This is a genomic window from Duganella rivi, assembly GCF_009857435.1.
In the GTDB taxonomy this organism is placed as follows: domain Bacteria; phylum Pseudomonadota; class Gammaproteobacteria; order Burkholderiales; family Burkholderiaceae_D; genus Rugamonas; species Rugamonas rivi.
The window spans coordinates 724,963-746,536 of record NZ_WWCK01000003.1 but is presented as its reverse complement, the minus strand read 5'-3'; the positions used below and the strand labels follow the sequence as shown (position 1 = coordinate 746,536).

Annotated in this window: 17 protein-coding genes; 13 read left to right on the top strand and 4 right to left on the bottom strand. The window is 63.0% G+C overall.

Features of this window, described 5'->3' with window-relative positions:
* Nucleotides 1–12: 12 nt before the first annotated feature.
* The 10 genes from GTP45_RS12005 to dcd all read left to right on the top strand — a co-directional run bounded on the left by GTP45_RS12005 (nucleotide 13) and on the right by dcd (nucleotide 13,514).
* Nucleotides 13–777, top strand: coding sequence for a PEP-CTERM sorting domain-containing protein (locus GTP45_RS12005; RefSeq protein WP_217363345.1), 765 nt, complete (start codon nucleotides 13–15; stop codon nucleotides 775–777).
* Between the two features lie 127 nt (nucleotides 778–904).
* Nucleotides 905–2,170, top strand: a complete 1,266-nt coding sequence (locus tag GTP45_RS12000; RefSeq protein ID WP_161014078.1) for a lipoprotein-releasing ABC transporter permease subunit — start codon at nucleotides 905–907, stop codon at nucleotides 2,168–2,170.
* The gene (gene lolD, locus GTP45_RS11995) at nucleotides 2,163–2,855 is read left to right on the top strand and encodes a lipoprotein-releasing ABC transporter ATP-binding protein LolD (protein ID WP_161014077.1); all 693 of its coding nucleotides are present in this window, start codon (nucleotides 2,163–2,165) and stop codon (nucleotides 2,853–2,855) included. The genes GTP45_RS12000 and lolD overlap by 8 nt, the downstream gene beginning before the upstream one ends.
* A gap of 3 nt (nucleotides 2,856–2,858) precedes the next feature.
* A complete protein-coding gene (locus GTP45_RS11990; protein WP_161014076.1) occupies nucleotides 2,859–3,656 on the top strand; it encodes a TatD family hydrolase in 798 nt (265 codons plus the stop codon).
* 104 nt (nucleotides 3,657–3,760) lie between these two features.
* The gene (locus GTP45_RS11985; RefSeq protein WP_161014075.1) at nucleotides 3,761–4,567 is read left to right on the top strand and encodes a CsgG/HfaB family protein; all 807 of its coding nucleotides are present in this window, start codon (nucleotides 3,761–3,763) and stop codon (nucleotides 4,565–4,567) included.
* 123 nt (nucleotides 4,568–4,690) lie between these two features.
* Nucleotides 4,691–7,582 carry a TonB-dependent receptor gene (locus tag GTP45_RS11980; protein ID WP_161014074.1) on the top strand — a complete coding sequence of 964 codons (2,892 nt, stop codon included), beginning with the start codon at nucleotides 4,691–4,693 and terminating at the stop codon, nucleotides 7,580–7,582.
* Nucleotides 7,583–7,691: 109 nt separating this feature from the next.
* Nucleotides 7,692–9,491, top strand: coding sequence for a glycosyltransferase 87 family protein (locus tag GTP45_RS11975; protein WP_161014073.1), 1,800 nt, complete (start codon nucleotides 7,692–7,694; stop codon nucleotides 9,489–9,491).
* Between the two features lie 84 nt (nucleotides 9,492–9,575).
* Nucleotides 9,576–11,999, top strand: coding sequence for a DNA internalization-related competence protein ComEC/Rec2 (locus tag GTP45_RS11970; protein WP_161014072.1), 2,424 nt, complete (start codon nucleotides 9,576–9,578; stop codon nucleotides 11,997–11,999).
* A 74-nt stretch (nucleotides 12,000–12,073) separates the two neighbouring features.
* Nucleotides 12,074–12,910, top strand: coding sequence for an alpha/beta fold hydrolase (locus GTP45_RS11965; protein WP_161014071.1), 837 nt, complete (start codon nucleotides 12,074–12,076; stop codon nucleotides 12,908–12,910).
* A 37-nt stretch (nucleotides 12,911–12,947) separates the two neighbouring features.
* A complete protein-coding gene (gene dcd, locus GTP45_RS11960; protein ID WP_161014070.1) occupies nucleotides 12,948–13,514 on the top strand; it encodes a dCTP deaminase in 567 nt (188 codons plus the stop codon).
* A 12-nt stretch (nucleotides 13,515–13,526) separates the two neighbouring features.
* Here dcd and GTP45_RS11955 read toward each other — a convergent pair whose 3' ends face one another.
* Nucleotides 13,527–15,212, bottom strand: a complete 1,686-nt coding sequence (locus GTP45_RS11955) for a sensor histidine kinase (RefSeq protein ID WP_161014069.1) — start codon at nucleotides 15,210–15,212, stop codon at nucleotides 13,527–13,529.
* Nucleotides 15,213–15,215: 3 nt separating this feature from the next.
* Nucleotides 15,216–15,908, bottom strand: coding sequence for a response regulator transcription factor (locus tag GTP45_RS11950; RefSeq protein WP_161014068.1), 693 nt, complete (start codon nucleotides 15,906–15,908; stop codon nucleotides 15,216–15,218).
* Between the two features lie 205 nt (nucleotides 15,909–16,113).
* Here GTP45_RS11950 and GTP45_RS11945 point away from each other — a divergent pair, with 205 nt between their 5' ends.
* From GTP45_RS11945 to GTP45_RS11935, 3 genes are all read left to right on the top strand, one after another.
* Nucleotides 16,114–16,623, top strand: a complete 510-nt coding sequence (locus tag GTP45_RS11945; RefSeq protein ID WP_161014067.1) for a Spy/CpxP family protein refolding chaperone — start codon at nucleotides 16,114–16,116, stop codon at nucleotides 16,621–16,623.
* 56 nt (nucleotides 16,624–16,679) lie between these two features.
* Nucleotides 16,680–17,378: a hypothetical protein gene (locus tag GTP45_RS11940; RefSeq protein WP_161014066.1), complete on the top strand. Its 699-nt coding sequence runs from the start codon at nucleotides 16,680–16,682 to the stop codon at nucleotides 17,376–17,378.
* A gap of 69 nt (nucleotides 17,379–17,447) precedes the next feature.
* Nucleotides 17,448–18,344, top strand: coding sequence for a dioxygenase family protein (locus tag GTP45_RS11935; RefSeq protein WP_161014065.1), 897 nt, complete (start codon nucleotides 17,448–17,450; stop codon nucleotides 18,342–18,344).
* Here GTP45_RS11935 and GTP45_RS11930 read toward each other — a convergent pair.
* Entirely contained in the window at nucleotides 18,341–19,777 is a 1,437-nt protein-coding gene (locus GTP45_RS11930) for a DUF1501 domain-containing protein (RefSeq protein ID WP_161014064.1), read from the bottom strand. The genes GTP45_RS11935 and GTP45_RS11930 overlap by 4 nt on opposite strands.
* A gap of 10 nt (nucleotides 19,778–19,787) precedes the next feature.
* Nucleotides 19,788–21,536, bottom strand: a complete 1,749-nt coding sequence (locus tag GTP45_RS11925) for a DUF1800 domain-containing protein (protein ID WP_161014063.1) — start codon at nucleotides 21,534–21,536, stop codon at nucleotides 19,788–19,790.
* Nucleotides 21,537–21,574 lie beyond the last annotated feature (38 nt).

Sequence of the window (21,574 nt, the reverse complement as noted above, 5' to 3'; positions counted from 1 at the left end):
AGAAAATACATCATGAAAATCAAATCCGCACTGAAAGCCGCCGCCGTTGCCGCCACCCTGATCTTCTCCGGCGCCAGCCACGCCGCTGATACGATTACCTACAACTCGACTGCAGTCGGCATTATCTGGGATGGCGGCCACATGCTGAACCCAGGCGATATGTTCGGCGAGCAGACCGTGCCGGTGTACACGCTGGGTAACACCACGCTGGGCGCCGACATCCTGGCATTCTGCATCCAGCCTACCGTGACGCAAGGCCCGGACACCGTGTACACCCAGCACAGCGGCGTCGTGCTGGCGGATCTGTTCCCAGCGGATGTCGGCATTGACCGCGCCGCCCGCATCCACTCGTTGTTCGAGCAGAACTACGCCAGCCTGTCGACCGGCACCGATCTGCAAAAAATCCAGAAGCGCGTGTCGTTCCAGATCGCGTTGTGGGACTTGGTGGCGGACGACGGCTCGCTGACCAACACTCACGGCCTGCAGTACGTCAACGGCGCCAGCTACGCGCAGGTTGAGTACGATGGCGACCTGGTCGATCTCGACCTGAGCATGGCCCAAGGCATGCTGACCAATAGCGAGACCGTGGTCAGCACCAATAGCTACGCTTACACCAAGTTCACCGGCGTGAGCGGTGGCCACGAATCGCAGATGCTGCTGAGCGTGTCGGCCGTGCCGGAAGCCGATACCTGGGCCATGATGGTTGTGGGCCTGGGCCTGGTCGGTTTCATGGGCCGCCGCCGTCAATCCGACGAGAGCGAGAAATTCGCCGTTTAATTTGTTCTTAAGTTCTGTTCCTAACTTAATCGTTAAACATGAACGCCGCGCCCGGTAGCTAAGCTGCCCGGCGCGGCTTTTTTATGGCACACTGCGGGCTTGTTGAGTTTGAACCCTCCGGGAGCCCATGAGCATTATCCAAAATCTACCGTTCGAATGGCTGGTCGGCCTGCGCTACACGCGCGCCGGCAAGCGTAGCGGGCGCAATAGTTTTATCTCGTTTATCTCGCTGATCTCGATGGCCGGCATCGGCCTCGGCGTGGCGGCGCTGATTGTCGTGCTGTCGGTGATGAACGGCTTCCAGAAAGAAGTGACCGACCGCATGCTGTCGGTACTGGCCCACGTCGAGATTTTCGACGCCCGCGGCGCCATGCCGGACTGGCAGCAGGAAGCCGCGCAAGCGCGCAAAAACCCGGAAGTGATCGGCACCGCGCCGTTCGCCGAAACGCAGGGCATGCTGATGCGCGACGACGTGCTGCGCCCGTCCATCGTGCGCGGCGTGCTGCCGGAAGAAGAACCGAAAGTCTCGGACGTGGCCAAGCAGACCAAGCGTGGCAGCTTCAGCGCGCTGCAGCCTGGCGCTTACAACATCGTGCTTGGGATTGAGCTGGCGCGCGCGCTGCGCGTCAACCTCGGCGAGAAGGTGACGCTGGCGCTGGCCCAAGGCCAGACCACGCCGGCAGGCGTGCTGCCGCGTTTGCGCTCGTTCACGGTGGTCGGCATCTTTGAAGCGGGCCATAACGAGTTCGACTCGGCGCTGGCCTTCGTCCACCTGACCGACGCGGAAAAGCTGCTGCGCATTGAAGCGCCGGCCGGCCTGCGACTGCGTTTGCAAGACATGCACCGCGCGCCGCAAGTGGCGCAAGACCTCAAGAATTCCATGACGGGCGACCTGTTCGTGCGCGACTGGTCTAAGCTCAACGCCAATTGGTTCGCCGCCGTACAGACCGAGAAGCGCATGATGTTCATCATCCTGACGCTGATTATCGCGGTGGCCGCGTTCAACCTGGTGTCGACGCTGGTGATGACCGTGACCGACAAGCAGGCCGACATCGCCATCCTGCGCACGCTGGGCGCTTCGCCGCGCTCCATAATGAAGATCTTCATGATTCAGGGCGCGCTGGTGGGCATTCTTGGCACCCTGATCGGCGTCAGCCTGGGCGTGCTGGTGGCGCTCAACATCGACGTCATCGTGCCGTTTATTGAACATTTATTGGGAGTGCAGTTCTTGTCGAAAGATATCTACTACATCAGCACCGTGCCGTCGGACTTGCGCTGGCCGGACGTGTTCAAGATCGGCGGCGTGGCCGTGGTACTGGCCTTCGTTGCGACCTTGTATCCAAGCTGGTGGGCCGCCCGCGTGAAACCTGCGGAGGCGCTGCGCTATGAATAAGGAACCAGTCGTTCTGTCCTGCCGCAACCTCGGCAAGACCTTCACCCAAGGCGCGTACTCGGTCAAGGTATTGGCCGGGATCGATATCGATGTGCATCGCGGCGAGCGCGTGGCGATTGTCGGCGCTTCCGGCTCCGGCAAGTCGACCCTGCTGCACTTGCTGGGCGGGCTCGACACGCCAAGTAGCGGCAGCGTGACCTTGCAGGGCAAGGACTTCGCCAGCTTGAGCGAAACGGCGCGCGGCGATTTGCGCAACGCAGCGTTGGGCTTTGTCTACCAGTTCCACCACTTGCTGCCGGAATTCAGCGCGCTCGATAACGTCGCCATGCCGCTGATGATCCGCCGCGTCAAGCGCAGCGAGGCGACCTCGGTGGCGCAGCAGATCCTCAAGCGCGTCAACCTCGGCAAGCGCATCACGCACGTGCCGGGCGAGCTGTCGGGCGGCGAGCGCCAACGTGTGGCGCTGGCGCGCGCGCTGGTCACGCAGCCGGCCTGTGTGCTGGCCGACGAGCCGACCGGCAACCTTGATCACGCCACCGCGCAGCAGATCTTCGACCTGATGCTGGAGCTGTCGCGTACCCTGGGCACGGCCTTCGTCATCGTCACCCACGATATCGAACTGGCGCGCCGCTGCGACCGCGTGCTGCGCATGACCGATCAAGGGTTGCAGCCGGACGAGGCGTAAGCCATGTGGATCGACACCCATTGCCACCTGGATGCGCACGAATTCGGCAACGAGTCCGTGGCGCAGGCCGCGCTGGCCAGGCAGCAGGGTGTCGGCATGATCGTGCTGCCGGCGGTGGAGGTGGCCAACTTTTCCATCGTCGCGCAACTGGCGGCCAGCGTGGATAATGCCTGCTACGCGCTGGGCATCCATCCGATCTACGTACCGCACGCCGAGGAAGACCACTTACGCGTGCTGCGCGAGCAGGTGGCCGCCGCCATGGACGACCCGCGCTTCGTGGCGCTGGGCGAAATCGGCCTCGATTTTTTCATCCCCATGCTGACCGAGCCGGCCATGCGCGAGAAGCAGATTTACTTCTTCCGCGAGCAGCTCAAGATCGCCCGCGATTTCGATCTGCCGGTGCTGACCCACGTGCGCCGCTCGCAGGACGTGGTGCTCAAGCACGTGCGCCAGATTCGTCCGAACGGCGGCATCGCCCACGCCTTCAATGGCAGCGAGCAGCAAGCCAAGGGCTATATCGATCTCGGTTTTAAACTCGGTTTCGGCGGAGCGATGACGTTTACGCGCGCCTTGCAAATCCGCCGCCTGGCGGCCGAGCTGCCGCTAGAAGCCATCGTGCTGGAGACCGATGCGCCCGATATTTCGCCGTCGTGGGTGCATCCGGGCCGCAATAGCCCGGATCAAGTGCCGCGCATCGGCGCCGTACTGGCTGAATTGCGCGGCATGGCGGTAGAGCAGGTGGCTGCTGCCACCAGCGCCAACGCAAAGGCTGTATTGCCCCGTATGCCGGTTTTGATGTAATTTCCTATTGGAAATAAATTCCGTATTGTGAGATTCGGATAGATTTAACAATTGCCTAACAGTGCATAATCTTAAATCTTGATACCTCACCAACGGAGCGCCGAATGAAACCCCACGTCCTCAGCAGCAGCATCGCAGCCCTTTTGCTTGTTCCTGCCTTCAGCTTTGCCGAACCAAGCGAAGTCTCCGAGCGCTCGATTGACGTGCCAAAGTGCGCTGCACCGGCCGCCAAGGTGGTGTTCACCGAATTCAAATGCAAATCGGCCGATTGCTCGTCGGGCGCCGGCCAGCAGGATCCGCGCCAGTACCGCTGGTGGGAACACAGCGGCAAAGTGTCGCAGCCGACCTACACTGGCGTTGGCACCGGCATGACTGAAATGCTGGCCACGGCGCTGACCCAGACCGGCTGCTTCGACGTGCAAGAGCGCGCTGCGCTGGACGAAATCAACAAGGAACTGGCGCTGGTCGGCAAGAAGGTGGAAGCCGAAGCGGCTGACTACATGATCACCGGCTCGATCACCTCGCTGGGCTTCGAGCAAAGCTCGACCGGCCTCGGCGGCATGAGTTTCCTGAAAGGCCCGCTGGGTCTGCTGGCCGGCTCGGTCGACTTCAAAAAATCCAAGGTGCACATGAACATGGATATCCGCGTGGTCGACGTCAAGCGCGCCAAGATCATCGCGTCCAAGACCTTCCAGGCAAATAACGAGAAGAACGGCTTCGGCATCTCGGCGCTGGGCTGGGGCGGCGGCACCGCGCTGGGCGGCAGCCACGCCAGCATCAGCGGCTCGCCGCTGGAAGAGGTGGCGCGTGACCTGCTGGTCAAATCGACCTCGTTTTTGACCGAGACTATCGCCGCGAAAAACATCACTGAACACGTGGCAGTGAAGGCGACCGACGTCAGCGTTAAGTAAGCGGTGATATGTAAAACAATATCAAACAGCGAAATAAATTGATTGGATTGGTTGTTGCGATCTCCATAAGATGATTTTCGAGCGGTGTTAAAACTGCATCGAAAAAACTACAAGGGAGACAACATGCACGACCAATCCATCCGCAGCGCGGCGACTTTCGCACGCCCACTCAATCTGAAATTGTCTGTCACAGCATTGCTGAGCGTCGGCCTGCTCAGCAGCGCCTCGGTGTGGGCGCAAGCGGCTGCCGACAAGACGGAAGTTGCCGCAGAGCCGGCTGATACCACCGTGGTCGTCACCGGCGTCAAGGCCTCGCTGATCAAGAGCCTGGCGATCAAGCGCACCAACGATCAGGTCGTGGAATCGGTGGTTGCCGAAGACATCGGCAAGCTTCCCGATAATAATGTTGTCGAAGCGTTGCAGCGCGTGACGGGTATCCAGGTCACCAACCGTGCCGGCGGCGAAGTCGGCACCATATCCATCCGTGGTCTGCCCGACGTTCAAACCACCTGGAACGGCCGCAATATCTTTACCGCATCCGGCACCCAGGTCGCGCTGCAGGACATTCCATCGACGCTGGTGCGCCAGATTGACGTCTACAAGACGCGCGACGCCAGCCAGCTGGACACCGGCATTGCCGGCCAGGTTGACGTCAAGTCGCTGCGCCCGTTTGATTTCAAGGGGCCGAAAGTGTCGCTGTCGGCGCGTGGCACTTATCTCGAACCTGCGGAAAAGACCAACCCGCAACTGAGCGCCATGTTCAGCAACCGCTGGGAAACCGGCATCGGCGAAGTCGGCGCGCTGGTCAATCTGTCGGCTAGCCAGACCAAGTACCGCAACGAAAGCGTGACGCCGGGCGCGATGGTGCCATTTACCAGCCCGAACGCCGCCGAAGTGCCGCCAGGTTACACGCCCTTGCAGCGCATCTTCGACAACACGATCTGGACGCCGGGCACCCACACCGGCTTGCCGATGACCGCTGGTTCGACGCTGAATTTCAACGGCAAAGCCTATCCTTACTACCTGGCGCGCGATGCGGTGTTCCAGAGCGACCTGCAGGGCAAGCGCGAGCGTCCAGCCGCCAATATCGCCTTGCAGTGGAAGCCGAACAGCGATACGGTCTACACCTTTGAGTCGATGTACAACGGTTACCGCGACAAGGCCTTCAACCAGTTGCTGTTCAGCTTTGTTGACTGGTGGGGCGATCTCGGCAGCAACCCGGCGTCGACCATCACGACCTACCCGGGCACCAACGTGATCAAGAGCCGCACGGTCAACAACGTCTATGGCTTCAACAGCGGCGACTACACCACCTCGGCAACCGATTCCTACGTGTATGCCCTGAACGGCAAGTGGAATATCGGCGACCGCCTGAAGCTGGACGGTGATCTGTCCTACCAGACCAGTACCTATCACTCGGAATTCACCGCCACCCGGATTGATCGCGTTGCACCTTCCATCAACGTCGATTTCAATGCCGGCGGCGGCAACACGGCCTTCCATTTCAACAACGATGCCGACCTGACCGACCCGACCAAGTGGAACGTGGCGCAGTTCTACGATAACGCCAACCGCAACAAGGGCAGCGCCGCGACCGCCAATCTGTCGGGCGTCTACGATGCCGACTGGGGGCCGCTGCAGACCATCCACTTCGGCGTGCGCTTCGACGACCGCAAGGCGTCGGAAGCTAACCGGACGCAATCGGGCACCTTGAACCGCAACCTTGCCTCGCTGGGTAAGGAGTATTCCATCACCAACGCGAATTTCGGCACTGACATCTCGGACGTTCCGCGCTCATGGATCGAGCCGAATGCCTACTACATCCGCGACAATATCGACGCCTGGCGCAAGCTGTATAACTCGGTCGATCCCAACTTCCTGACCACGGACAAACTGAGCCTGCAGAAAACCTTCGAGGTCGAAGAAAAGACCAGCAACCTGTTCTTGATGGGGAATACCCAAACCGAGCTGTTCGGCCATCGTCTGCGCGGCAATTTCGGTGCGCGCTACGTCAAGGTCGATACCGACATGACCTTCTACAAGGTGGATGCCTCCACCAAGGCGGTCACGCCGTCCAGTGCCAGCAAGTCGACCAGCAAAGTGCTGCCGAGCGCGACCCTGATTTACGATCCATCCAAGGACGTGGTGCTGCGCCTGAACTATGGTGAAACCCTGCGCCGCCCGAACTTCGGTGATCTGAATCCGGTCTTGCAGCTTGGCGACGATGTGTCCAAGGTGGGCTATGGCTCGGGCAGCGGCGGCAATCCTGACCTGAAACCAACGCGCTCCAAGAACCTCGATCTGACGGCTGAATGGTACTTCCAGAAGGACAGCGCGCTTTACGGCACTGCGTTCAAGCGCAAGATCGACGGCCTGGTGGTGGGCTTGCGTCGCAAGGTACACGTCGACCCGGCCAACGACCCGTTCCGCAACTCGACCTCGGGCGGCGATCATACCAACGGCTATGACTACGTGATCAACTCGCCGGTCAATGCCTCCGACGGCGAGATCAGTGGCGCCGAGCTCGGCTTGATCTACTTCCCGAAAGGGCTGCCGAGCGTGCTGGACGGCCTGGGCTTCCAGGGCAGCTTTACGAAACTGACCTCGTCGCAGAACGTGCCGGACGCCAATGACGCCGGCGAGATCGTCGCCCAGCTCAAGACGCCGTTCTTCGGCGTGTCCGACCGCTCTTACAATGCCACCTTGGCTTATGAAAAAGGCCCGGTCAGTGCGCGCTTGTCCTATGTCTGGCGCTCCGGCTTCCTGGCCGCCAACGAAGCCGCCTTGTTTGCCAATCCAATCGGTATCTGGCGTCACCCGGAAAAGAGCGTGGACATGCAGGTGTCCTACAAAATCAACGACAATATGTCGGTCGATATCAGCGGCGTCAACTTGACCAACGAAATGCAGCAGCAGTACTACCACTTCGGCAATGCGGGTAACGCGCAGGTGACCAATTTCGGCACGCTGCAGATCGGACGCTCGGTGTCGTTCGGCTTGCGCTGGAAGATGTAAGCCGCATTTCTGAACGGCCGGCACGCCTGGCGTGTCCGGTCGTTTGCCTATTTTGCAACGATTCTACAAAGTAATTATAATGGCGCCATTGATGTAACTTGGCGTCACCATGCGATTTTTGAACCATCCCCGCGCCGGCCTTGTGGCGGCGTTGTTAATTCCCGTGCTGTTTGGCCTGGTCTCGTTGGCGATAGGGCAGGACGATAACTGGGATTTGCGTAACTACCACGTCTACAACGTCCACGCGCTGCTGAACGGCCGCATCGGCTTCGACCTTGCGCCGGCACGCTTCCAGACCTATTTCAATCCCACCATCGACCTGCTGTACTACGGCTTGAACCAAGCTTTGTCGCCGCGTGGCGCAGGCTTTTTGATGGGCGTTTTGCACGGCTTGAACTTTGTCCTGCTGCTGGCGATAGCGCGTCAACTGGCCGGCTCTGCGGCCGGCACGCGCGTGCCCCTGCTGCTGGCCTTGGTATGCGTGCTCGGCCCCGGCTTCCGTGGCGAACTCGGTAACACCATGGGCGATAACCTGACTGCCTTGCTGGTGCTGGGTTCCTTGCTGGTGGTGCTGATGCGCTGGGATGCCTTGCTGGAGTGGGGCGTCAAGGCGATGGCGCCGGCGCTGTTTGCTGGCCTGCTGATGGGACTCGGCGTGGGCTTGAAGCTCACCAATGCGCCGTATGCGGTGGCGCTGTGCCTTGCGTTGCTTGCCGTGCCGCTGGCGCTTGGTCAGCGCGTGGGACTGGCGTTCATGTTCGGCATTGGTGTGCTGGGCGGCGTGGCAGTGACGGGCGGCTGGTGGTTCGTCAAGATGTGGCAGCTGTTCGGCAATCCGCTGTTCCCGCAATTTAACAACATCTTCCATAGTCCGTGGGCCATCGAGAGCGGTGTGATTGACACCTACTTCCTGCCCAAGACTTGGCTTGAATACCTGCAATGGCCGTTCATCTTTGCTGCCGATTCACGCCGCGTGACAGAAGTGGCGCACCGGCTGGGCATGTGGCCGGTGGCTTACGTGCTGCTGGCCGTGTGGGGCTTGCTGGCCGTGCTGCGCCGCGTGCGCGGCACGGCGGCATCGGTGATCCCTCCACGCACAGCCTTTTTCTTGTTGTTCTTCTGCTTGGCGTATTTGGTGTGGATGCGCACCTTCAGCATCTACCGCTATTTGATTGCGCTGGAATTGCTGGCGCCGTTGGCGATTTGGCTGGTGTGGCATCGCATTATCGCTTCCGCACCAATGGCGAATCGTTTGGCTGGCGCGACGCTGGGCGTGCTGCTGTTGTGCGCCGTGCCGACGCCGCAGTGGGGTAACGCCGCATGGGGCGCGCGCGCCTACAGCGCGGAGGTGCCGCCGTTTGAGAAGCCGGAGCAAAGCGTGGTCTTCATCGCGCTGCCGGAGCCGCCGATCTCGTGGCTGACCACCATGCTGCCGCAGCAATTGAAATTCATCGGCGTCGATATCGGCTTCCCGGAATCGCCGGCATGGCGGGAGCGCATGCACCAAGCGGTGGCCGAGCGCAAGGGGCAGCATTACGTCCTGCTTGGCGGCGTCAAAAACGAAAAGCTCGACACCTTGCGCAACAAGCTGGCCGTGGTGCAATGGCTGGGCTGGACTAAGAACGCATCGGGCTGTGCCAAGCTCGATTGGCTGAGCCGCCATGTGCGCCTGCAAGCCGACTTGCAGCGGCTGCCAACGGGAGGATGCACGCTGGCGCTGCTGCCGCAGCACCGCGAAATCGACTTGCTTACGCCCAACCGCACCATTGCCGACACTGCCGCCCAGCACCTCCAGCGTTTTGGCATCGCGGTGGATGTGAACAGCTGCCAAGCCTACCCAGCTGCCCTGGGTCGCCGCACCTACAACTACCAGCTCTGCCGCGTCACCCCCGACGCTACGTGGCGCTAGCCTACTGAGCCACATCAAGCGGCGGCCAACTTCCCAGTCCGCCGCCGCCCCCTCTGCGTACCATGCGTCCAAGGAGGCGGTGCTATGCGGACGGTGCTGATCGGCTTTGCAGTAGGAGCGGCCTGCTTGCAGGTGCAGGCGATATTGCCATCGTTGTTGATGGCTGCACTGGCGCTCGGTTTGTTGGCGGCGTTGCTGTTGGTTTGGCGCTGGATTGTGCGGCCTGCGGTGCGTGTAGGCGTGGTGCTGCTGGTAGGCGGTGTGCTGGGATTTTTGTGGGCGGCCTGGATTGCGCACATGGCACTGGCGCAGCAGCTCGCGTTGGAGGATGAGGGCCGCGATTTGCGTATCGTCGGCACGGTCGATAGTTTGCCGTATAAGTTTTCGCAGGGTGTGCGGTTTAATTTTGCAGTAGAGCGCGCCGACGGTCTGGTGCCGCCGAGGATTGCGCTGTCGTGGTATTCCGGCTATCGCGATCAGCGCACCGAGGTGCCGGAGGTGCAGCCCGGCGAACGTTGGCAGTTGACGGTGCACTTGCAGCGGCCGCACGGTAACGCCAATCCCTACGGTTTTGATTACGAAGCGTGGCTGCTGGAGCAGGGCGTGCGCGCGACGGGCTATGTGCGCGTGGCGCGGGACAATCGCCGCATTGATGGTTTTGTTTTCAGCGCCGGCAATGTGATTGAGCGCGGCAGGGCGGTGCTGCGCGAACGGATATTGGCTGCGCTTCCCGGCAAACCATATGCCGGCGTGATTGTGGCACTGGTCGTCGGCGATCAGCGCGGCATTGATCAAGCGGATTGGCAGGTGTTTAACCGCACAGGAATCGGCCATCTGATTTCCATCTCCGGCTTGCACATCACGATGGTGGCGGGCTTGTTCGCGTGGGCCGCGTTCACGCTGTGGCGCTGGTCGTTTTTCACGCATGCGCAATTGCCGTTGCTGCTGCCGGCACAGAAGGTCGCGGCGCTGGTTGGTGCATCGGTGGCGCTGTTGTATGTGCTGCTGGCCGGATTCGGCGTGCCGGCGCAGCGCACCTTGTACATGCTGATGGTGGTGGCCGCTGCACTGTGGCTCAATCGCCTGACCAGTATCTCGCATGTGCTGTGCACTGCGCTCGGTGTGGTGGTGCTGATCGATCCGTGGGCGGTGCTGTGGCCGGGTTTCTGGCTGTCGTTCGGCGCGGTCGCCATTATCTTGTACGCGACCGTAGGCCGGACCACGCAAGTGACGAGGAGGGCGGCAGCGCCGGGGGCGCCGCATGTTCCGATGCAGGCTTCGCGCCGCGAGCGGCTGATGCTGGCGTTGCAGGTCGGCGTGCATACGCAGTACGTGGTGACGTTTGGCCTGGTGCCGATGACGATGCTGCTGTTCGGCCAGGTGTCGATTGTCAGTCCGCTGGCGAATGCTGTTGCCATTCCCTTGATCAGCCTTGTGGTCACACCGCTCGCGCTGGTGGGCAGCATGATGCCGCAGTTTCTCGCGGTGCCGCTGCTGGGCCTCGCACACATGCTGGTTGACGCGCTGGCACAATGCCTGCAATGGTTCAGCGCCATGCGCTACGCCGTGTGGAGCGCGCCGGTGCCGCCGTTCTGGCTATTCTGCTGGACCATGTTCGGCACCATCTGGCTACTCGCTCCGCGCGGATGGCCGGTACGCTGGCTAGGCCTCGCAACGTGGATTCCTTTGCTGGCCGCCGAGCCATCGCATCCCGCGCCGGGCCGCATGACTGTTACCGCGTTCGATGTGGGACAGGGCATGGCGCTGCTGATCGAAACCAGCGGCCATCGCCTGCTGTACGACACCGGGCCAAGCTACACGCCCGAAACCAATGCCGGCAACCGCATCATCCTGCCGTACTTGCGGGCGCGTGGCATTGGCCGCTTGGACGGCATGATCGTTTCGCACAGCGACGCCGATCACTCTGGCGGCGCGCTGTCGGTGCTGGATGGCGTCGGAACCGGCTGGGTGCTGTCCTCATTGCCGCCGCAGCACGCCATCGCGCAGGCTGCGCGCCAGCATGTGCAATGCGCGGCTGGCCAAGGCTGGACATGGGACGGCGTCCGCTTCGAGATCCTGCACCCGCAAGCCGCCAGCTACGCCATCGCCTCGCTCAAGCCGAATGCACGCGGCTGCACGCTGAAGATCACGGCCAACGGCAAATCCATGCTGCTGGCGGGCGATATCGAAGCGGAGCAGGAAGCACTATTGGTGCATGGCGCAGCGACAGCACTCAAGGCCGATGTACTACTTGCGCCGCATCACGGCAGCGGCACCAGCTCGACACGAGACTTCCTGCTGGCCGTCCAACCGCAAGCCGCCATCTTCCAGGTTGGCCACCGCAACCGCTACAGGCATCCGAAACAGGAAGTCTACGACCGCTACGGCGCCATGCAGATCCAGCGCTACCGGACCGACCAAGCCGGCGCCGTCACGCTAGAATTCGATGAAACTATCCGAATTTCCAGCTACCGAAGCACCCGTCCGCGCTATTGGCAAGCGCGCTAATTAGAACGTTTCCACCAGCCCGACAGCCGCACTCACATTACAATGGGGAAAAAACAACCATACGGAGACCGCTTGTGAGCAAGCCCAAGCTGCATTTCGCCCACGCCAACAGCTATCCGGCGGGCGTGTACCGCCAGTTTTTCGCGCTGCTGTCCGAGGATTTCGACATCCAGTCGCTCGACATGCACGCCCACAACCCACTATACCCGGTCAGCGATGGCTGGCCGCATCTGGTGGACGAATACATCAACGAACTGACCACGCGCTACACCGAGCCGGTGATCCTGGTCGGCCACTCGCTGGGCGGCATGCTGAGCTTGATGGTGGCGCACAAGCGTCCCGACCTGGTGCGCTGCGTGGTGATGCTGGATGCGCCGGTGGTCGGCGGCTGGCGCGCGTTCGCCTGGCGCATGATCAAGCTGCTGGGCCGGGCCTACAGCGTGCCGCCGGCCAAGTTCTCCATCCGCCGCCGCAACGTCTGGCCGAACCCGCAAGCCGCACACGACCATTTCGCCGCCAAGGACTTGTTCGCCGCATGGGCGCCGGGCGTGCTGGCCGATTACATGGACAGCGGCTTGAAACCGCACCCGGACGGCGTCCAGCTGCGTTTCACGCGCGAGAACGAAACGGCGGTCTACGCCACCTTGCCGCACCACTTGCCCAAGCTGCTGAGCAAGGGCTACCCGGTGCCGATCGGCTTCATTGGCGGCGACAATTCGTGGGAGACCAGCCAGTCCGGCCACCAGCACACGCAAGCGCTGGTAGGCCGCCATTTCCGCATCCTGCCCGGCGGCCACCTGTTCCCGATGGAGAGCCCGGCGGCGGCGGCGCGCGCCACCAAGGAAATGGTGGAAGAACTGTTATCCGTGCAAGCTGGTAAAAAAGTTCTTAAAAATGCGGCGTTAGCGTAAAATCCCGGGCATTGTAAAACTTTAGGAATGCCTTGCGATGACGATTAAAAGCGATAAATGGATACGCCGTATGGCGGAAGAACACGGGATGATCGAACCATTCTTCCCGGATCAAATCCGCCAGGAAGACGGCCGCAAAGTGATTTCCTACGGCACCTCGTCGTATGGCTACGACATCCGCTGCGCCGACGAATTCAAGGTATTCACCAACATCAACAGCACCATCGTTGACCCGAAAAACTTCGACTCCAACTCCTTCGTGGACGTGAAGAGCGACGTGTGCATCATCCCGCCGAACTCGTTCGCGCTGGCCCGCACCATGGAATACTTCCGTATTCCGCGCAGCGTGCTGACCGTGTGCCTGGGTAAATCGACCTACGCGCGCTGCGGCATCATCGTCAACGTGACGCCGTTCGAGCCGGAATGGGAAGGCTACGTGACGCTGGAGTTCTCCAACACCACGCCGCTGCCAGCGAAGATCTACGCCGGCGAAGGCTGCGCACAAGTGCTGTTCTTCGAAAGCGACGAGCTGTGCGACGTCTCGTACAAGGATCGCAACGGCAAATACCAGGGCCAGCACGGCGTGACCCTACCGAAAGCGTAAAACCCCCGCCGGTCAGTTCTTGACCGGCAAAATCATCTCCACGCACAAGCCGCCGCCGGCGCGGTTGGTGGCTTTGATGCTGCCGCCGTGCGCTTCGATGACGTGCTGGGCAATCGCCAAGCCGAGGCCGTGGCCTTCGGTGCTGGCGTTGCTGGAACGGAAGAAGGGCTGGAAGATGGTGTCCAGATCGGCCGGCGACACGCCCGGCCCGCGATCCAGCACACGGATGACCAACTGACGCGACTCCGGCAGCGAGCGCACTTGCAGCTGCACTTCGCCGCCCTCCGGGCTGTGCTTGATGGCGTTGCGCACCACGTTTTCAATGGCGCGGCCGAGCAGGTCGGGCTGGCCGATCACCTGCACGTCCGCTTCGCCTTCTTGCCGCACCGTGCGGTTTTGGCTGGCCGCTTCGTAGCGGGCGTCGTCGGCGATTTGTTCCAGCAGGTCGGCCATGCTGATTTCTTCCTGGCTGGCCCTGATGGCGCCGGCTTCCAGGCGCGCCAGCGTCAATAGTTCCCCGACCAGCTTGTCCATGCGGACGCTTTCGCGCTCGATGCGTTCCATCGAGGCGCTCCATTTTTCCGGTTGCTGGTGGGCGAGGCCGATGGCCGCTTGCAGGCGCGCCAGCGGCGAGCGCAGTTCGTGCGAAACATCGTGCAGCAACCGGGTTTGGCCGTCGATCAGGCTGCGCAGGCGGGCGCTCATGCGGTCGAAGTCGCGGCCGAGATCGTTCAGTTCGTTGCCGGCCTTGCCGCTGTCTTTGGTGAAGCGCGGGGCAAGGTCGCCGTTGGCGGCGGCGTCAAACGCTTGCCGCAGGGCGCGGATCGGGCGCGAGAAGTACCAGGCCAGCAGAACCGAGAACAGCAGGCTGGCCAGCGTGGCGGCGGCGAGAGGCACCCACGGGCCCAGCGGCGTGAAGCGCGGCCCCCACGGGCGCTCACCGCCCATGTCGCGGCGCTCGTCCATGCCGCGGCCCGGGCCGCCGGGATTGCCGAAGCCGCCGGGGCCCGGCTGGACGCCGGCCTGTGGACTACCGGGGCCGTCAGATGGCGGCGCAGGACGAGGGAAGGCGTTAGGGCCGGCGGCGTTTGCTTGCGCGCCGTCGAGGGCAGGGAGGGGCGCTGCGCCGGTAGGCGGCGGGCCAGGTGGACGGCGAATGTCGCGCTCGGCGCCGCGGTTTGGGTCGCCAAGACCGTCGCGACCGCCTTGCAGCGCCGAGGCGGCGCGCATCGCTATTTGGGCGCCGCTGCCGAGATTGGCCATCAGGCGGCCTTCGCCGTCGAGGCCGCGCAGGTGTTCGCCCGATGGCAGGAACAGCAGGTAGCGTTTGCCGTCGTCGCCCGGCACCTGGCGCACCACGCGGCGCTTGCCTTCTTCTTTCACCCGGGTGCGCGACTCCTGCAAGATGCGCGGGTTGACGGTACGCCCCAGCAGCTCCTGGCCCTCGTCATTGACCGCGTAGACGCGGTGCCGTTCCATGTTCTCCAGCATGCGCTGCAAGGCTTTCACGCCGCCGAACTCCAAGGTGGCGGCAGCGGAATTGATCGCCATTTCAGCTGGCGGGCTGGTGTCCAGGTTGGGCGGCTGGCCGCTGAACTGATTGCGGTTCTTTAGCCAGATGGCGCCGCCGATACCGACAGTCGCGGTGAGCTGCGCCAACAAGATGGACAGGAAAAATTTCCAGAACAAACGGCCCAAGGCTTACTCCTTGATCAGCTGGTAGCCAAGCCGATACACGGTTTGCAGGCAGGAGCGGCCATCGGCAATGGTGCCGAGCTTGTGGCGCAGCGAGCTCAGGTGAACGTCGATATTGCGGTCGAAGCGCGCCAGCGGGCGGCCCAGGCCTTGCTCGGACAGGGTGTTCTTGCTGACCGGGCGGCCGGCATTGCGCGCCAACACTTCCAGCAGATTGAATTCGGTGCTGGTCAGTTCCAGCTTGTCGCCGGCCCAGGTGGCGCGGCGCTGTTCCGGCCACATGGTGAGCTGGCCGACCGTGATGGCGGTTTGCTGGCTGGTGTCGGCCGGCGCGCTCTGGGCGCGGCGCAGGATGGCGCGGATGCGGGCGGTCAGTTCGCGCGGCGTGCACGGCTTGGCCACGTAATCGTCGGCGCCCAGTTCCAGGCCGACGATGCGGTCGGTGTCGTCGCCGCGTCCGGTCAGCATCAGGATCGGCAACTGGCTGTTGGTGCGGATGCGGCGCAGGGTCTCCAGACCGTTCATGCGCGGCATCATCACGTCCAGGATGGCGATGGAGTACAGGCCGGTAAAAGCTTCGGCGGTGCCGGCCTCGCCGTCGTGCACGGTTTTGACTTCAAATCCTTCTTGTTCCAGATATTCCTGGAACATGCCCACCAGTTCGATGTCGTCGTCTATCAGCAGTACTTTGCTCTTCATTGCAGCGATTTTCTTTGGATACAGATCGCCCATCATAACAGCCCGAAACCGCATGGCGACTGGCTTTTACGCCGTTTTACACCGCGTTTCCACATGGGAATTACGTGTCAGATCAACATCTTTACGCTGATTTACCTTGCCCTAACGTCACTTAACACGGGTGACGCCGAGAATGGCGTCTCACTACCGAACAAGGATTATTTGCATGAAAACATCAAAACCAGGCGTACGCAATGTCCTGCTGGCCGCCATGCTGGCGCTGCCGCTGTTATCGATGGGCGGCGCCGCCCAAGCTGAGGAATTTGGCCCGGATCGCCCGCCGATGATGCAGGGAGAGCATGGCCCGCGTGGCCCGGAACGCGACGGCCCGGATCGCGGCCCCGGCTTTGGCCCCGGCCGGCCGCCGTTCTTCCGCGGCCTTGATCTGAGCGAAGTGCAGGAAGACAAGATCTTCGCGATCCTGCACGCCGATGCGCCATACCTGCGCGAACAATTCAAGGCCGCCGCCAAGGCGCGCGAGGCACTGCGCGCACTGGCCAGCGCCGACAAATACGACGATGCCAAGGCCGCTGCCCTGGCCAAGGAAGCCGCCATCGCCGAGGCCAATATCGCCCTCCAGCACGTGCGCACGCAACAGAAATTGCTGTCCGTGCTGACGCCGGAGCAGCGCAAGAAGCAAGCGGACGACAAGCCGCGCCATCCGCAGCGCCCTTGACGTTTATTGCAGCGTAGTCCCGTAGTCCCCCTCAAACCTAATAAGCGGAGAACCGTATGTCTATCAGCGCCTTGAGTTCCACCAGCGCCGCCAGCGCGCTCAGTTTCCTGAGCCGTTTGAGCAGCACCAACAGCACCAGCAGCAGTAACAGCACCGAAGGTGTGCGTCCGCCTCCGCCACCGCCGGAGGACGGCGGCGGTTTCGCCGACGCCATCGCCGAGGCGCTGAAGTCGATCGGCATCACCGACACGAGTTCGAGTACCAGTACCGACAGCTCGACCGCATCGGCCAGCAGCTCGACCGACAGCACCACCACTGACGCCACCGACGTGGCGGCGGCGCTGGGCAGCTTCCTGCAAAGCCTGATGGGTGCGTTGCACGCGCAAAACGCGGACAGCAGCGAAGCGCAGCCGCCATACGGCGATCAGCAAGGTGGCGGCTCCGGCGGCCCGGGCAAGCTGGAATCCGACCTGCAAAGCCTGATTGCTGAACTGGGCTCCGGTTCGGGCACCACCGATGCCACCGCCAGCACGGAAAGCAGCGACGCCGTCGATCAGCTGGAAAGCGCCTTCGCCAACCTGCTCGACAAACTGGGCGTAAGCAGCGACAGCACGGACAGTGCCACCGATAGCACCAGCAGCACGACCAGTACCAGCAGCGACGCGTCCACCAAGCTGGCGGCCTTCCTGCAAGCGCTGTCGACCAAGGTCGGCGGTCACGGCGCCAGCGGCAACCTGGTCAACACTACGGTTTAACGCTTCAGCAGCACCCGCCGCCATGCGTCCTTGCGTGGCGGCGGCTTTCTCACCCAAGTAGGAGTAGGCATGGATTCTCACGACGATCATCACGAACACAGCTTGGCGGCCGACCTGACCGCAATGCTCAACCTGAACAGCGACCGCCGCCAGACTTTGCGCTGGCTGCTGGCCGGCGCTTCGGCCTTGCCGGTGCTGGGTTGCGGCGGTGGTTCCAGCGGCAGCGACAGCAGCACCACTACCACTACGTCGACGGCGACTACCACCACGCCTACCACCGGCACTTCCACCACGACCACCACCACGCCAACCGCAGGTTCGTGCTCGGTGATCCCGGAAGAAACCGGCGGCCCGTATCCAGCCGATGGCACTAACAGCAACAGCAGCGGCGTGGTGAACGTGCTGACCCAGTCGGGCGTGGTGCGCAGCGATATCCGCAGCAGCTTCGGCAGCGCCAGCGGCACGGCGGCCGGTGTACCGCTGACCATCAAGCTGCAAATCGTCAACGCCAACAACAACTGCGCGGCGCTGGCGAATGCCGCAGTCTACCTGTGGCACTGCGACCGCGATGGCAATTACTCGCTGTATTCGAGCGGCGTGACCAGCCAGAACTACCTGCGCGGCGTGCAGGAGACCGACAGCAACGGCAACCTCACCATCACCACCATTTATCCGGGCTGCTACTCGGGCCGCGTGCCGCACGTGCACTTCGAGGTCTACCCGTCGCTGGCGAAAGCCAGCACGGCGTCGAGCCGCATCAAGACCTCGCAGTTCACCTTCCCGGTGGCGACCAGCCAAGAGGTGTACGCCACCAGCGGCTACAGCGCCAGCGTGCGCAACCTCGCAGCGATCAGCTTCGCCACCGACAACGTCTTCAGCGACGGCTACTCGCTGCAGATGGCCACCATCACCGGCAACACCACCGATGGCTACGTGGCGACTCTGGTCGTGGCAGTGTCGGCTTAAGCCTTCATAAAGCCCAGGTTGCGGGTGCTGAAGTTGCCGATGTTGGGGAACACGCTGGCAACCTGGCTGTCCGACAGGCCGAACCAGCTGGCCAAGGTGCCGCCGTACTGATCGACCGAGATGGTCGGCAGCAGTGCGCCGGAGCCGACGTCCAGCGCGTGGCCTTCGCCGCTTGGCGGGAAGGCGCCGTAAATATCCTTGCCCTTGACCGCGCCGCCCACCACGAAGTGGTGCGAGCCCCAGCCGTGATCGGTGCCGTCGCCGTTGCTGGCGAAGGTGCGGCCGAAGTCGGAGGCGGTGAACAGCGTCACCTGCTGGCGCATATCGGTGCCTTGCAGGCTGGCCATGACGCCGTCGAAATAGGCGATGGCGTGCGAGACCTTGGCCAGCAGCTCGGCGTGCGTGTCCAGCTGGCCGCTGTGGGTGTCAAAGCCGGACATGCTGACAAAGAACACCTGCCGCTTCGCGCCCAGGCCGCTGCGGCCGGCGATGGTGCGCGCCACCATTTGCAGCTGCTTGGCCAGCGGGTTGGCGGTGGCTTGCCGGGTCACCGGGCTGATGTAGGTGCCCGGGTCGGCCACGCCGCCGGCGCCGGCCGGCGGGATCGCGCTGGCCAGCACGCCTTGGGTGGCGATCGCGCGCTGGGTGATGGTGGCGTATTCCTTCTCCATCGGGTCGGCGCTGGTGGCGGTAATGATCGATTGCAGCGGGTTGCCGGTCGCGGTGGTATGGAACAGCTGGCCGTTGAGCAGCTCGATCGCCGGGTTGCCGGACGGGTTCATCTGGAACTGGCGCACGTTGCGGCCGGCCAGGAATACGGTGTTGCCCGAGGTCGAGATGCTGGTAAAGGTCGCGTTGCTGTTGCCGCCCGCTAGCAGGTCAGCCATGCGGCCGCCCCAGCCGCTGCTGGCGCCCTCGGCCGCCCCCGACTGCCATACCGCCTGCTGGTCGTTGTGCGAGAACAGCTTGGGTGGCAGGGCCACCGAGTCGGCCTTGTACTGGGCCAGCGTGGTCGGCTGTACCAGCGTGCCGACGTTGGCGACGATGGCGGCGCGGCCGCCGTCAAACACGGCCTTGAGCGAGGCCATGGCCGGGTGCAGTGCGAAGCTGCGGCCACTTTGCGGGGTGTTGGGCGTGATCGGCAGCAGGCCATTGCCGAGGCCCGGCGCGGGCAGGGCCATCTGGCCGTTGTCGGCGCCGCCGCGCAGGCGCTGGTATTCGCTCCACGAAGCCGGGTCGGTGGCCACCACGGTGTTGAAGGCGTCGTTGCCGCCGGTCATGAACAGGCAGACGATGGCCTTGTAGTCGCTGGCGTTCTCGGCGGCGGCCGAGCCCATGGCGGCGAGGTTGAGCGCGAACGGGGCAGCGCTGGCGCCGGCCGCAGCCAGCAGGGAGCCGAGGAAGCGGCGGCGCGAAAATTCTTGGTTGCTCATGGGATAGTCCTTATTTCTGCACGATGTATTCCGGCGAGGCCATCGCCAGGAAAATGGCCAGGGCAACGCGCGAGTCGCGGAAGGCGGTCACGTCGCTGGCGTTGTTCGGATTCGGCTCGGCGATCGACTTCAGGCCGGACAGGATTTGGCTGCGCAGGCTGGCCGACATGTTGCCGTTCATGACCAGCAGTTTGACGCGGTCGACCAGCGCTTCGGGCTGGTAGGCCAGCGCCTTCTCGGCGGTGTAGTTGGGCATGATGTCGTTCACGCCATTGCTGCCGCCCGTGCCCCACGCCACCACGTAGCGCATAAAGTTCAGATAGGCGATCACCGTGGTCTCGTGGGCAATTTGCAGCTCCGGCGCGGACATGTTTTGCGCCGCCAGCTCGGAGTTGGGCGGGATGTAGCCGGGGCGGTAGAAATTGAACACCGATGGCGAGCTCATCGGGGTCTGCGCGAGGTAGACCACTGGGTTGTCGGTGTTGAACATCAGGAAGCGGCCGGACTTGGAAGTCACGTTGAACGCGCGCATCCAGTTGGCCACGCGGATCACCGGCTCGCGCACCTTGGGCGGCGCGGTCAGGCCGGGGACGCCGCCCCAGCGCGCTTCGGGCGCCATCAGCACGGCGCGGATCACAGCCTTCATGTCGCCACGCACGCCCTGGCCGTTGTCGTTGAAGGTCAGGCCGACGCGCGCCACGTAGGCCGGGCTCGGGTTGCTGGTGACCAGCCGCTCGATCAGGCGGCGCGCGATGAAGGGGCCGACGTTGCGGTTGGCGAAAATGGTGTCGAGCGCGATCTTCAGATCCGCCTCGGGCGTGCCGCCGGCCGGGATGGTGCGGCCCAGGAAGCGCTTTTCCGCTGTCGAGTGGAAGGCCGGGTAACCCTGCATCGGCAGGATCTCGCGCGTCGAGTCCTTGATCTGGCTGTAGAAGCGCGCGTCGGACTTGTCGGCGCCGCCCCAGCTAAAGCCGGTAAATACCTTGGCCAAGCCCATCACATCGTCGTGGCTATAGGTTTCGATCGGCTTGCCGTTGGCGAGCTTGAGCGTGCCGTCCTGGTACTGCTCGTACAGGCCGATGCTCATCAGCTGCATGATTTCGCGCGCGAAGTTCTCGTCCGGCATGCGGGTCGCGCTTTCCTTGCGGCTGCCGAGGTGCGACAGGTAGATGCCCATCATCGGGTTGGTGGCGACGTCTTGCAGCAGGTCGCGGAAGTTGCCGAAGGCGTTCTTGGACAGCAGGTCGTAGTAATTGGCGATGCCGCGCGGGTACTTCCAGAGCGAGTCGTGCTGGCTCGAGACCACGAAAATCTGCGACAGGGCAAAGGTCACGCGCTGGCGCAACTGGTCGTCGCCGGTGACGGCCTGTTTCCAGAAGCTTTCCAGGAAGTTGTTTTGTGTCAGGTTGGCCTCGCCGCCGACCACGCCGGCCAGCGAGTTCATGCTGGCCAGGTGGCTGGTGCGCGGCTTGGCGAATTGCGCCGTAATCCATGCGTCCTGGCCCATGGCCGCTGCTTCTGCAATCGATTTCTCGGTCGGGCCGAAAGTAGCCTGCGCCAGGAAGCGCGATGCTTGTGCCGGCGTGATGGCGACGTTGGTGGTGGCAGTTGCGGTAGTGCCGCCCATGACCACGCGGGCGGCGGTCATGCTGCTAGGAGCGGCATCCGGTGCGGTAGTGTCTTGATTGCCGCCGCCGCACGCAGCTAGCCCTAGTAACCAGATGGCGGCCAACGGTAACCGCAAGTTTCCCAATTTCATTAGTTTCCCCAAGGAATCATTTAACATGGGGTCGATTG

What these genes read in the sequence shown, in the direction of transcription:
- GTP45_RS12000 (WP_161014078.1), top strand. Translation starts at nt 905, where the DNA reads ATGAGCATTATCCAAAATCTACCGTTCGAATGGCTGGTCGGCCTGCGC.
- GTP45_RS11940 (WP_161014066.1), top strand. Translation starts at nt 16,680, where the DNA reads ATGTCTATCAGCGCCTTGAGTTCCACCAGCGCCGCCAGCGCGCTCAGT.
- GTP45_RS11975 (WP_161014073.1), top strand. Translation starts at nt 7,692, where the DNA reads ATGCGATTTTTGAACCATCCCCGCGCCGGCCTTGTGGCGGCGTTGTTA.
- GTP45_RS11945 (WP_161014067.1), top strand. Translation starts at nt 16,114, where the DNA reads ATGAAAACATCAAAACCAGGCGTACGCAATGTCCTGCTGGCCGCCATG.
- dcd (WP_161014070.1), top strand. Translation starts at nt 12,948, where the DNA reads ATGACGATTAAAAGCGATAAATGGATACGCCGTATGGCGGAAGAACAC.
- GTP45_RS11935 (WP_161014065.1), top strand. Translation starts at nt 17,448, where the DNA reads ATGGATTCTCACGACGATCATCACGAACACAGCTTGGCGGCCGACCTG.
- GTP45_RS11930 (WP_161014064.1), bottom strand. Translation starts at nt 19,777, where the DNA reads ATGAGCAACCAAGAATTTTCGCGCCGCCGCTTCCTCGGCTCCCTGCTG.
- lolD (WP_161014077.1), top strand. Translation starts at nt 2,163, where the DNA reads ATGAATAAGGAACCAGTCGTTCTGTCCTGCCGCAACCTCGGCAAGACC.
- GTP45_RS11985 (WP_161014075.1), top strand. Translation starts at nt 3,761, where the DNA reads ATGAAACCCCACGTCCTCAGCAGCAGCATCGCAGCCCTTTTGCTTGTT.
- GTP45_RS11970 (WP_161014072.1), top strand. Translation starts at nt 9,576, where the DNA reads ATGCGGACGGTGCTGATCGGCTTTGCAGTAGGAGCGGCCTGCTTGCAG.
- GTP45_RS11950 (WP_161014068.1), bottom strand. Translation starts at nt 15,908, where the DNA reads ATGAAGAGCAAAGTACTGCTGATAGACGACGACATCGAACTGGTGGGC.
- GTP45_RS11925 (WP_161014063.1), bottom strand. Translation starts at nt 21,536, where the DNA reads ATGAAATTGGGAAACTTGCGGTTACCGTTGGCCGCCATCTGGTTACTA.
- GTP45_RS11980 (WP_161014074.1), top strand. Translation starts at nt 4,691, where the DNA reads ATGCACGACCAATCCATCCGCAGCGCGGCGACTTTCGCACGCCCACTC.
- GTP45_RS11990 (WP_161014076.1), top strand. Translation starts at nt 2,859, where the DNA reads ATGTGGATCGACACCCATTGCCACCTGGATGCGCACGAATTCGGCAAC.
- GTP45_RS12005 (WP_217363345.1), top strand. Translation starts at nt 13, where the DNA reads ATGAAAATCAAATCCGCACTGAAAGCCGCCGCCGTTGCCGCCACCCTG.